This window comes from Kitasatospora sp. NPDC085464, from assembly GCF_044541955.1.
Lineage (GTDB): Bacteria > Actinomycetota > Actinomycetes > Streptomycetales > Streptomycetaceae > Kitasatospora.
Genome location: NZ_JBITTM010000018.1, coordinates 153745 through 164905, shown reverse-complemented (window position 1 = coordinate 164905; position 11161 = coordinate 153745). Strand labels below are relative to the sequence as shown.

Annotated in this window: 12 protein-coding genes and 1 tRNA gene; 8 read left to right on the top strand and 5 right to left on the bottom strand. The window is 74.8% G+C overall.

What is annotated here, in order from left to right:
- Positions 1–10: 10 nt before the first annotated feature.
- A tRNA-Tyr gene (locus tag ACIGG8_RS18235) sits at positions 11–91 on the bottom strand.
- A gap of 217 nt (positions 92–308) precedes the next feature.
- Here ACIGG8_RS18235 and ACIGG8_RS18230 point away from each other — a divergent pair.
- Positions 309–797, top strand: a complete 489-nt coding sequence (locus ACIGG8_RS18230) for a YajQ family cyclic di-GMP-binding protein (RefSeq protein ID WP_350521529.1) — start codon at positions 309–311, stop codon at positions 795–797.
- A gap of 123 nt (positions 798–920) precedes the next feature.
- Here the strand turns inward: ACIGG8_RS18230 and ACIGG8_RS18225 are convergent, their stop codons facing one another.
- Positions 921–1532, bottom strand: coding sequence for a hypothetical protein (locus ACIGG8_RS18225; protein WP_396549103.1), 612 nt, complete (start codon positions 1530–1532; stop codon positions 921–923).
- Positions 1533–1638: 106 nt separating this feature from the next.
- Complete coding sequence (locus ACIGG8_RS18220; RefSeq protein WP_396549101.1) at positions 1639–2127, bottom strand: hypothetical protein; 489 nt, start codon at positions 2125–2127, stop codon at positions 1639–1641.
- A 395-nt stretch (positions 2128–2522) separates the two neighbouring features.
- Between ACIGG8_RS18220 and ACIGG8_RS18215 the strand changes: the two genes are divergently transcribed.
- The 5 genes from ACIGG8_RS18215 to mug all read left to right on the top strand — a co-directional run bounded on the left by ACIGG8_RS18215 (position 2523) and on the right by mug (position 7191).
- Entirely contained in the window at positions 2523–2942 is a 420-nt protein-coding gene (locus tag ACIGG8_RS18215) for a hypothetical protein (protein ID WP_396549100.1), read from the top strand.
- Positions 2939–4327: a dipeptidase gene (locus tag ACIGG8_RS18210; RefSeq protein WP_396549098.1), complete on the top strand. Its 1389-nt coding sequence runs from the start codon at positions 2939–2941 to the stop codon at positions 4325–4327. Before ACIGG8_RS18215 ends, ACIGG8_RS18210 begins: the two co-directional genes overlap by 4 nt.
- A 98-nt stretch (positions 4328–4425) precedes the next feature.
- A complete protein-coding gene (locus tag ACIGG8_RS18205) occupies positions 4426–5505 on the top strand; it encodes an aminopeptidase P family protein (RefSeq protein WP_396549117.1) in 1080 nt (359 codons plus the stop codon).
- Positions 5506–5695: 190 nt separating this feature from the next.
- Positions 5696–6616, top strand: a complete 921-nt coding sequence (locus tag ACIGG8_RS18200) for a phosphatase PAP2 family protein (RefSeq protein WP_396549096.1) — start codon at positions 5696–5698, stop codon at positions 6614–6616.
- Positions 6613–7191: a G/U mismatch-specific DNA glycosylase gene (mug, locus tag ACIGG8_RS18195; protein WP_396549094.1), complete on the top strand. Its 579-nt coding sequence runs from the start codon at positions 6613–6615 to the stop codon at positions 7189–7191. Before ACIGG8_RS18200 ends, mug begins: the two co-directional genes overlap by 4 nt.
- Here the strand turns inward: mug and ACIGG8_RS18190 are convergent.
- Complete coding sequence (locus tag ACIGG8_RS18190; protein ID WP_396549092.1) at positions 7113–8138, bottom strand: LysR family transcriptional regulator; 1026 nt, start codon at positions 8136–8138, stop codon at positions 7113–7115. The genes mug and ACIGG8_RS18190 overlap by 79 nt on opposite strands.
- A 145-nt stretch (positions 8139–8283) precedes the next feature.
- Here ACIGG8_RS18190 and ACIGG8_RS18185 point away from each other — a divergent pair, with 145 nt between their 5' ends.
- Positions 8284–9288 (top strand): NADP-dependent oxidoreductase, encoded by a 1005-nt coding sequence (locus tag ACIGG8_RS18185; RefSeq protein ID WP_396549090.1) that lies wholly within the window; start codon positions 8284–8286, stop codon positions 9286–9288.
- Positions 9289–9407: 119 nt separating this feature from the next.
- Here ACIGG8_RS18185 and ACIGG8_RS18180 read toward each other — a convergent pair whose 3' ends face one another.
- Complete coding sequence (locus ACIGG8_RS18180; protein WP_396549088.1) at positions 9408–10379, bottom strand: sigma-70 family RNA polymerase sigma factor; 972 nt, start codon at positions 10377–10379, stop codon at positions 9408–9410.
- A 74-nt stretch (positions 10380–10453) separates the two neighbouring features.
- Here ACIGG8_RS18180 and ACIGG8_RS18175 point away from each other — a divergent pair, with 74 nt between their 5' ends.
- Positions 10454–11143: an FMN-dependent NADH-azoreductase gene (locus ACIGG8_RS18175; RefSeq protein WP_396549086.1), complete on the top strand. Its 690-nt coding sequence runs from the start codon at positions 10454–10456 to the stop codon at positions 11141–11143.
- Positions 11144–11161: the final 18 nt, after the last annotated feature.

Genomic DNA, 11161 nt, shown 5'->3' with positions numbered 1-11161 from the left:
TTCTATCCTGTGGCTGGTGCAGGGTTCGAACCTGCGTAGCTTGCGCGACAGATTTACAGTCTGCTCCCTTTGGCCGCTCGGGCAACCAGCCAGGATCTTCGCCGCCCGGGGTGTTCGCCCCGTTCGACTTGGTAAACCATACCCGATGCCGGGGGGTGCTTCGCCACTCGGTGGATCACCCGACGATCAAGGAACACCGGGCGGTCGTCGCGGGCGAGGGCGGGGCGGCGCTGGATAGGCTGGGGCGGCGGGCGTCCGGTGGGGCGGGCCGTGTCAGTGAAGCCAGAGCATCAAGGAGACCAACACCCATGGCCGACTCCAGTTTCGACATCGTCTCGAAGGTCGAGTGGCAGGAGGTCGACAACGCGATCAACCAGACCTCCCGTGAGATCGCGACGCGCTTCGACTTCAAGGGCGTGGGCGGCGAGATCAGCCGCTCCGGCGAAAAGATCGAGATGAAGGCCAACGGCGAGGAGCGCGTGCGCGCCATCCTCGACGTGCTGCAGACGAAGTTCGTCAAGCGCGGCCTGTCGCTGAAGGCTCTGGACGCCGCCGAGCCGCAGCTCTCCGGCAAGGAGTACAAGATCTTCGCCAACGTCAAGGAGGGCATCACCACGGAGGACGCGAAGAAGGTCGCGAAGATCATCCGTGACGAGGGCCCGAAGGGCGTCAAGGCTCAGGTCCAGGGCGACGAGCTGCGCGTCAGCTCGAAGAGCCGCGACGACCTCCAGGCCGTGCAGGCCCTGCTCAAGGGCAAGGACCTGGACTTCGCGATCCAGTACGTGAACTACCGCTGATCGCGGACCACGCCTGACCACGGACCACGCCCTATCGTGGTCCGCCGTCGGCCTCCGGCCGGCGGGACGAACGGTACGGCCCCGCTCCCGGGTTCGGGAGCGGGGCCGTTCGCGTCGCCGGGGTCAGCCGGCGGCGGGGTGGGTGCGGGCCGCCGCGGTCAGCGCCTGGGCCCGGGCCCGGAGGGCGTCGAGCTGCTGCTGCACGGTGGCCGCGGAGGGCGGGGTGGCGGTGTCGGGGAGCCTGGACGGCGCCGGGGCGGGCAGCGACGGGAGGGCCGGGAGCTGCCCGATCAGGCCCTGCAGGGCGGCCTGGAGAGCAGCGATGAGCTGCTGGAGGGCTCCGAGGTCGGGAACGGCGGAGGTCGCCGTCGAGAGCAGGTCGGTGACCAGCTTGACGATGTCGTCCACCGCCCCGAGCGCCGCGCTCGGGTCCGGTGTCGCGGGGAGGACCGGGAGGCTCGACGTGTCGGGGAGGGCCGACGTGGCCGGGGCCGCCGGTTCGGAGGCCGGGAGGGTGCTCGGCAGGGCCGGGACCGCCACGGGGGCGACGGACAGCGCGGACAGGCCGAACAGGCCCGGCACGGCGGACAGACCGGGCACGGCGGGTGCGGCCGCGCCGGGAACGGTGGTACGGGTGGCCGCGGCTCCGTTGCCGGCGGCGGTGGCGGACGACGTGGCGACAGTGGTCAGCGCGAACGCTGCGGTCAGCACGACGGCCATCCGGGTGGCACGCATGGGTACTGCTTCCTCTCGCTGTGGATCAGGCGAGATCGCCTGATCACACGGTCGGGCAGTCCTCGGGACGCGGCCACCGCGCCTACGCCGAACGGTGCGTGACGGCTCAGTCGATCCCGGCCCACCCTCCGGTGCTGCGGTACGCCCCCAGGCCGACCGAGTCGAACTCGTCCACCCGGCCCTCCTCGGTGCGCACGCCGAGCCGCCGAAGGGCTTGGGAGATCGGTGTGTCGGCCGGTGCGGGCTCGAACTCGCCGATGGCGAGCGGGCCGAGGACGATCCGGCCGTTCTCCCAGACCACGGCGCGCTGGGTGCCGCTGCCGCCGTAGTACTCGGCCTCGACGCAGGCGATCGGGCCGGCCTTCGACCAGGCGGCCAGCCGGAGTTCGAAGCCGTCGGAGTGCCAGCCGAACCCGGATCCGCCGACGGGCTTCAGCACGCTGCCGTCGCCCTGGAGCGCGGCGAGGACCCCGGAGGTGACCGGTATCAGCGCCATCCCCTGCGCCAACGCCACCACCCGGGCCGCCGGAACCTCCGCCGCTGCCACCCTGAGCAGCTCCAATGTTCCTATCAGCGCCTGGAGTTCGTAGGACATGCCGGTCATGGTGTCCCACCGCACCGACAGTCGGCCCGGAATTTATGATTCCGTGCCCGGTCGGAGACCGTAGAGCAGACTGAGCACCGTCAAGCACCGGGCAGCGGCGCCGAACGCGCCGACACCCGCGGCCGGTCACCCACTCGGGCGCGTGCCGCATGCGGCGACCCCGGCATCCGGATGGACTGGCCGGGCACGGCCCGCCACGGGGCCCTTCCCCCGGCTCCCGCGCCATCGGCCGACGCCGACCGCCACCGGCCGCCGACGACCGACGACCGAGGCCGAGGCCGAGGCCGAGGCCGAGGCCGACCGCAGTCTGCCGCGGCCCCGGCGTGGGCGGCCGCTTCCACCCGCAGTCGAGCCAGTCGAGCGGGGCCGTACCCGAGGAGGACCGGATGAGTTCCACGGACGCGACGTCCTGGGTGCTGCTCGCGCTCGCGGCGACCGCTTCAGTGGCCGCTTCGGTGGCCGGTCTGCGCTCCGCCCCCGCCGCGGCGGTCCCCGGCCTGGCCCGCGCCCTCCTCCGCCCCGTCCCGCCGGTCGGGTTCGACGACCGCGGGGATCGCGGGCGGCGGCCCGCCGGCGCCCCGCCCGCTCGCGCACCTCTTCCGCCCGCCGCGCAAGCCGGGCCGGCGCTCTCCGGACACGACCAGGGGCACGGCGACGGACACCGGCAGGACCACGGGCACGGCCACGGCCACCAGCGCGACGGCGCAGCGGGCGTACGGACCGCGCGGCCCCGCGGCGACCCGGTGCGGGACCGGACCCGACAGGCGACACCGCCCGCAGCCCGACCCCAGGGAGCCTCCGCATGAGCGACACCGCGCACACCGGCCCGAGCAGCGACGACAGCGACGAACTCGCGCGCCGGATCGCCGGGTTGATGCCCCGCGCGCGGGAAGACCTGGCCGAGCTGGTGGCCATCCCGTCGGTCGCCGACCCCCGGCAGTACCCGCCGGAGAAGTGCCGCCAGGCCGCCGAGTGGGTCGCCGCCGCCTTCACCGAGGCCGGCCTGCGCGACGTCCACCTGGAGGAGACCCCGGACGGCAGTCACGCCGTGATCGGCCACCGCCCGCCGCCGCCCGGCGCCCCGACCGTGCTGCTCTACAGCCACTACGACGTCCAGCCCCCGCTGGACGAAGCCGCCTGGGACTCACCGCCGTTCGAGCTGACCGAGCGCGACGGCCGCTGGTACGGGCGCGGCGCCGCCGACTGCAAGGGCAACATCGTCATGCAGCTCACCGCGCTGCGCGCGCTCGACGGGGACGTGCCGGTCGGCCTCAAGCTGGTGGTCGAGGGCTCCGAGGAGCAGGGCACCGGCGGTCTGGAGCGGTACCTGCCGCCGCACGCCGGGGAGTTGCACGCGGACGCCCTGCTGATCTGCGACACCGGCAACGCGGCCGTCGGCGTCCCGACCGCCACCACCTCGCTGCGCGGGGTCACCGATGTGGTGGTCGCCGTCCGGGCGCTCGCGGGCGACCTGCACTCCGGCATGTTCGGCGGCCCGGCCCCGGACGCCCTCGCGGCGCTGATCCGGATGCTCGACTCGCTGCGCGACGCCGACGGCGGCACCCGGATCGACGGGCTGGACCACGGCGGGACGTGGAGCGGCGTCGGCTACGACGAGAGCGCCTTCCGCACCGACGCCGGTGTCCTGGACGGCGTCCGGCTGACCGGCTCCGGCACGGTCGCCGACCGGCTCTGGGCCCGCCCCTCCGTCACCGTGCTCGGCATCGACTGCCCGCCCGTGGTCGGCTCGGCCGCCGCCGTCCCGGCCACCGCCCGGGCCCGGGTGAGCCTGCGGGTGCCGCCCGGCACCGGGGCCCGCGCCGCCCAGGACGCGCTGGTCGCGCACCTGGAGGCCGCCGCGCCGTGGGGCGTGCTGGTGAACGTCGAACGGGAGGGCGCCGGCTCGCCGTTCCGGGCCGCCACCGGCGGGCCCGCGTACGCCGCGCTCGACCGGGCGATGCGGGAGGTCTACGGCGTACCGGTCTCCTTCCTGGGCCAGGGCGGCTCGATCCCGCTCTGCGACGTCCTCGCCACCACCTACCCCGACGCGGAGATCATCCTGATGGGCGTCGAGGAGCCGCGCTGCCTGATCCACGCGCCGAACGAGAGCGTCGACCCGGACGAGATCGCGCACATGGCCCACGTCGGGGCGCTGTTCCTCCGGCACTTCGCCGACTCCGGGAGGCGCTGAGGGAATTCGAGGACGATGGAGTCCCAGCAGCGCCCGTCCGCCCCCGAGGAGGAACCGCCGTGCCCCGACCCTTCACCGTCGAGGACCACACCGCCCGGATGACCCGGGCCGCCGCCGAGGCGGCGGCCGCCGGACTGGCCGGCCTGGTCGTCGCCCCCGGGCCCGACCTCTCCTACCTGTGCGGCTACACGCCCACCGCGATCACCGAGCGGCTGACCGCCCTCGTCCTCACCGCCGGGCGCGAACCCGTCCTGGTCGTCCCGAGGTTGGAGCGCCCGGACGCCGAGAAGGCGGTCGGCGCCCGGGCCGTCCGGCTGCTCGACTGGTCCGACGGCGAGGACCCGTTCGCCACCGCCGGCCCGCTGCTCGATCCGGCCGGGCGCTACGGCGTCTCCGACAACGCCTGGGCGATGCACCTGCTCGGTTTCCAGGCGGCGCTGCCCGGCGCCTCGTTCACCTCGCTCACCGAGACCCTGCCGATGCTGCGCGCGGTCAAGGACGACGAGGAGCTGGACCGCCTGGCCGCGGCCGGCGGCGCCGCGGACGCCGCCTACCGCGGGATCCTGGAAGTCGGCTTCGCGGGCCGCCGGGAGACCGACGTGGCCGCCGACCTCGGCGCGCTGCTCATCCAGTACGGCCACAGCCAGGTGGACTTCACGGTGGTCGGTTCCGGCCCCAACGGCGCCGATCCGCACCACGAGGCCGGTGACCGGGTCATCCGAACGGGTGACACCGTGGTGCTGGACTTCGGCGGTCTCAAGGACGGCTACGGCTCCGACACCACGCGCACGGTGCACGTCGGTACGGACGTCCCGGCCGAGGTGCGGAAGGTGCACGAGCTGGTCCGGCTCGCCCAGCAGACCGCCTTCGACGCGGTCCGTCCCGGTGTCGGCTGCCAGGAGATCGACCGGATCGCCCGGCGGGTGATCACCGAGGGCGGCTACGGTGGGCACTTCATCCACCGCACCGGCCACGGCATCGGCACCACCACGCACGAACCGCCGTACCTGGTCGAGGGTGAGGAACGGCCGCTGGTGCCCGGGATGTGCTTCTCGATCGAGCCCGGGATCTACCTTCCCGGCCGGTTCGGGGTGCGGATCGAGGACATCGTCACCGTCACCGCGGCCGGCGGCCGCCGTTTCAACAACACCCCGCACGAGCTGGGCATCGTGGCGTGAACGCGATGCCCAGGACGACGCCGACAACGGCGCCGACCGGATCTGACGTTCTTACGATCTGGTCATATTTCATCCAGAGTCCTCCAAGTTTCGATTGCTAGTTTCGGTGCGCATGACCAAGACCCTCCCCCCGGCCCCGCCCCGCGCGCGGGCCGGGCGACCGCGCCCGGTGCCTCGACCCCGCCCCCGCGTGACGGGCTGGTCGAGACTCCGCTTCCTGGCCTGGCCGCTCTACCTCACCGGCCTCCTCTGGTTCCTGAGCGACGAGGGCATCCCGGCCGCCAACGACGTGCTGTTCCTCTGGCTGATCGGCGCCCTGCTCACCGGCGCCGTGCACAGCGGGCACGGCCCCCGCGGCTTCGTCCTGGTCCTGCGCGACTGGGTGCCGGTGATGGCCGTGGTCTGGACGTACTCCCTGCTGCGCGGCTACGGCGCGCACACCCCGTGGGCCCCGCACTGGCTGCCGCAGTTGCGCTTCGACGAGGTGCTCGGCTTCGGCGAGACCTGGACGGTCCGGCTCCAGCACGCCCTCTACACCCCCGGCTCACCGCACTGGTACGACTACGCGGCGGTGGGCGTCTACCTGTCGCACTTCTTCGTCGTCTTCCTGCTGCTCGCGGTGCTCTGGCGACGCGCGCACCACCGGTTCCGACAGCTGCTCGCCTGCTACCTGACGCTCACCTTCGCGGGCTTCGCCACCTACCTGCTCTACCCGGCCGACCCGCCGTGGCTGGTCGCCCAGCAGGGCAACCTGCCGCAGGTGTCCCGGGTGGTCTGGGAGGTGATCTCGGTGAGCGGGCTGCCGCAGGCCGACTCGCTGCTGGAGAACGGCAGCCAGTTCGCCAACGACGTCGCCGCGATGCCCTCGCTGCACTCCGCCTACCCGGCGATGCTGCTGTTCTTCTTCTGGCCCACCGCCCGTCCCTGGCTGCGGGCGGTCCTGGTCGCCTACCCGCTCGCGATGACGTTCACCCTGGTCTACGGCGCGGAACACTTCATCATCGACGTCTTCGTCGGCTGGGCGTACGCGGCCGTGGTGGTGTTCGGCCTGCGGTGGCTGCACAGCCGCCGCACGGCACCGGCGGAGGGCACGGCAGACTTGGCCGGGTGAAGCCGCACCCGCCGACGAAACCCACTGCCGAACAGCTGCTGGCCGCCAAGGACACCACCATCCCGGACGTCTCCGGGCCGGGGCTGCGGGTGCTGTTCTGCGGCATCAACCCGGGCCTGTGGTCCGGCGCCACCGGGCACCACTTCGCCCGGCCCGGCAACCGCTTCTGGCCCGCGCTGCACCGCTCCGGCTTCACCGGGCGCCAGTACCGGCCGGACGAGCAGGAGCAGCTGCTCGCACTCGGCCTGGGCATCACCAACGTCGCCCCGCGCACCACGGCCAAAGCGGACGAGCTGAGCGCCGAGGAACTGCGCGAGGGCGGGGCCGCGCTGCGCGAGCGGGTGCTGCGGCTGCGCCCGCGGGTGCTGGCCGTCCTCGGCATCGGCGCCTACCGGACGGCCTTCGGGCACCGGCAAGCCGCCATCGGGCGCCAGCCGGAGGGCATCGGGGGCACCGAGGTGTGGGTGCTGCCCAACCCCAGCGGCCTCAACGCGCACTACACGCTGGACGCGCTGGCCGGGGAGTTCCGCAAGCTCCGGGAGGCCGTCGAGGACGGGCCCGCGGCCGGGGGCTGAGCCGGCGTCGAGGGCGAGCCGGCGGCCGGGGGCCGAGCCGACGCCGCAGGCCGGGCAGGTGCCAGTCCCGCCGGCAACCGCACCTCGCGCAGCTCGCGGATCACCGCCCGGACGGCGGCCGTCCCGGCCAGCTCGGGCGTGGTGACGTACCCGACCGAGCGGCTCGGCGGGCACGGCCCGAGGTCCGCGACGGCGAGGCCGGACGGGGCGCCGAGCAGCGCCGTCCGGGGCATGATCGCCATGCCGAGGCCCTGGGCGACCAGCGAGAGGGCCACCGTGTCGTCCTCCACGTCCACGGTGGCGGGCGGGATCCAGTCCTGCCGCTGCCACCAGTCGCGGGTGTACGAGCCGCAGTTCTCGTCCCAGTCGACCAGCGGGAGCTCACGCGGCGCCGGGTGGCCCTGCGGGTGCGCGAGCGCGTACGACTCCTCGTACAGGCGGACCGCGACCAGGCCCGGGACGGGCGGCGGACCGCCGGCGTCCAGGGTGGCCAGCCCGAGGTCGGCGCGGCCGTCGGCGACCTCACCGGCGCTGCCGCGACCGATCTCCCGGACGATCCGGACGTGCGTGGCGAGCCCCGGGTGCCGCTCGGCGAGCCGGGCCAGGACGGGCGGCAGCAGATGGGCGGCGGCGCTGCGGAAGGCGGCGATCCGCAGCGTGCCGGTCAGCGGGCCGTCGGCGCCCGCGCCGCGCACCTCGGGACCCATCGCGTCCAGCAGCCGCAGGATCCGACGGGCGTACGCCACGGCCCGGGCGCCGGCATCGGTGGGGCGTGCGCCGTGGCGCCCGCGGTCGAAGAGCACCGCACCGAGCTTCCGCTCGCAGGCGCGCACGGCGTGCGAGACGGCGGACTGGGTGGTCTCCAGGCGCGTGGCAGCCGCCGTGAAGCTCCGCTCCTCGTCGACGGCGACCAGGATCCGCAGCTCGTGCGGGGCGAGATCGGTCATGCGCTCGAATCTAGTCCCGGACGTGTCGATCCATCGATCCGGCTCATGGAAGCCGCCGTTCCATCGGCCACGGCCCCTGCCCGGCCGCTCCCCCGCTTCCTACGGTGATCACGTCCCGCCCGTCCTCACCCGTCCGGAGCACCCGATGTCCCGCCCCACCGCGCACGCCGTCCACCTGGTCTCCCGCCCCGACGGCGCGCCGACCGCCGCGAACTTCGCCTTCGTCGAGGAGACCGTCCCGGCGCTCGCGGCGGGCGAGGCCCTCGTCGAGAACCTCTACCAGTCCGTCGACCCGTACATGCGCGAGGAGATGGACGAGGGCGGCTGGGCGCTGCACGCGCCGCTGGAGGGCCGCACCCTCGGCCGGGTGGTGGAGTCCCGGGCCGACGCCCTGCCCGTCGGGGCGCTCGTCCACCACCGCCAGGCCTGGCGGACCCACTCGGTGGTCACCGCCGAACGGGCGAGCCTGCTGCCCGACTTCGCCAAGGTCCCGCTCAGCGCCCACCTGTCGGTGCTCGGCGGCACCGGCCTGTCCGCCTGGGTCGGCCTGACCCGGATCGCCCGCCTCCAGCCCGGCGAGACCCTGTTCGTCTCGGCGGCCGCCGGCGGCGTGGGCACCGCCGCCGGACAGCTCGCCCGACTGCTCGGTGCCGGACGGATCGTCGGCAGCACCGGCTCCGCCGCCAAGGCCGCCCACCTCACCGAACACCTCGGCTTCGACGCCGCCTTCGACTACCACGACGCCCCGATCGCGGAGCGCCTGCGCGAGGCCGCCCCCGAGGGGCTGCACGTGTACCTCGACAACGTCGGCGGCGACCACCTGGAGGCCGCCATCGGCGCGCTGCGCGACCACGGCCGGATCGCCTGGTGCGGCGCCGTCGCCCAGTACGACCACCCGCAGGCCCCGCCGGCGGCGCCGCGCAACCTCTACGACGTGGTCGGCAAGAGCCTGCGGCTGGAGGGCTTCCTGGTCCGCAACCACCTCGACGCCCGGCCCGAGCTGTACGACTTCCTCGTCCCGCACCTGCGGTCGGGCGCCGTCGTCCCGGACGAGACGGTGGTGGACGGCTTCGAGCACGTGGTGGACGCCTTCCTCGGCATGCTGCGCGGCGCCAACACCGGGAAGATGCTGGTCCGGATCGCCGACTGACCCGTTCGCCGTCCGACGCGTACGACGAGCGGCCCGTCCGACGGCCGACCCGTCGACGACCGGACGCATCCGGTGGCGGGCGCGCGTCCGACGACCGGACCGCGCCCGGTCGGCGGAGGTCACCCCGGCAGCACGGCCAGGTCGAGGGCGGCGAGCCGGGCCGGGTCGGCGACCACCTCGTAGCCGGCCACCCGGCCGTCCGCCACCGCCACCCGCAGCACCAGCCACAGCCGCCCGCCCGGCGCGATCAGGATGCCGGGCACCCCGTCCACCAGGGCCACCGCACCGTGCCGGGCCCGGCGGCCGAGGACGGTGGTCTCCCGGGCGACCGTCGCCGCGCCCCGGGCCACCGGGGAACGCCCGGGCGGCAGCGCCGCCGGATCGGCCCGGCGCACCACGTCCGGGGCCAGGACGGCCAGCAGCCCGGCCAGGTCCCCGTCGCGGGCCGCGGCCAGGAAGGCCTCCACCACCCGCCGGTGCCCGGCCAGCGGCTCCGGGGGCAGCGCGGCCGTGCCGCGGACCCGCTGCCGGGCGCGGCTGGCCAGCTTCTTGGTGGCGACCGGGGTCCGTCCGACGATCGGCGCGATCCGGTCGAAGGGCACCGCGAAGCCGTCGTGCAGCACGAAGGCGACCCGCTCGGCCGGGCCGAGCCGGTCCAGCACCACGAGCAGCGCCCGGCCCACCGACTCGACCAGCAAGGCTTCCCGTTCCGGGTCCGCGCCGCCGCCCGCCGCGTCCGGCAGCGCCTCACCGGTCGGTTCCTCGCGGCGCGCGGCGCGGGCCCGCAGCAGGTCCAGGCAGATCCGGGAGACCACGGTGGTCAGCCAGCCGGGCAGGTTGTCGATCTCCGCCGGGTCGGTCCGGACCAGCCGCAGCCAGGCCTCCTGCACGGCGTCCTCGGCCTCACCGGTCGATCCGAGCATCCGCCGGGCGATCGCCAGCAGCCGCCCGCGCTCGGCCTCGAACCGCGCCGCCGTCCCCTCGGGCGTCGCCCCGCCGGCGCCGGTCCCCTCCGCGGTCGGCCCCTCCGCGGTCGGCCCGTTCGCGGCTGCGCTCTCGGGGGTCGCTCCCGTCGTCCCGTCCCGGTCCATCGGTCACCTTTCCTCGGCCCGGCCCGTCACCGCTATGACGATCCGTCCGCCCCCGAGGTGACAAGGAGACCGCCATGACCTCCGCCACGCTGCTCCACCTGGACTCCGGCATCAGCCCAACCGGCTCGGTCAGCCGCGCCCTGACCGACCGCTTCGCCACCGCCTGGCGCGCCCGGCACGGCGACACCGCCCGGCTCCGGTACCGCGACCTCGCCGCCGACCCGGTGCCCGCGGTGGGCGCCGCCTACGAGACCCTCGGCCGCCGGACCGAGCGCAAGGGCCCGCTCCCGCCGGAGGACGTCGCCGCGCTGGCCGAGAACCCGGACGAGGCGCGCGAGTGGGCGCTCAGCCGCCCGCTGATCGAGGAGCTGCGGGCCGCCGACACCCTGCTGCTCGGCAGCCCGATGTACAACCTCACCGTCTCGTCCGGCCTCAAGGCGTGGATCGACCGGGTCTCCTTCCCCGGCGCCTACGTCGATCCGGGCACCGGCGAGCGGCTGCTGCGCGACACCCGCGTGGTGGTCGTCGCCGTCCGCGGCGGCGGCTACGGGCCCGGCACCCCGCGCGAGCACGTCGACTTCCAGGTCCCGTACCTGCGGGCGTACTTCGGCAACCTCGGGGTCACCGCGGAGCACCTGCACGTCGTCACCGCCGAACTCACCCGGGCCGCGGACGTCCCCGCGCTGAACGGCCTGGAGCCGCTCGCCGTCGAGTCCCTGGCGGCAGCCGAGGCCGCCGTCGACGAACTGGCCGCGGCGCTCTGAGCCGCACCGGCCCGCACC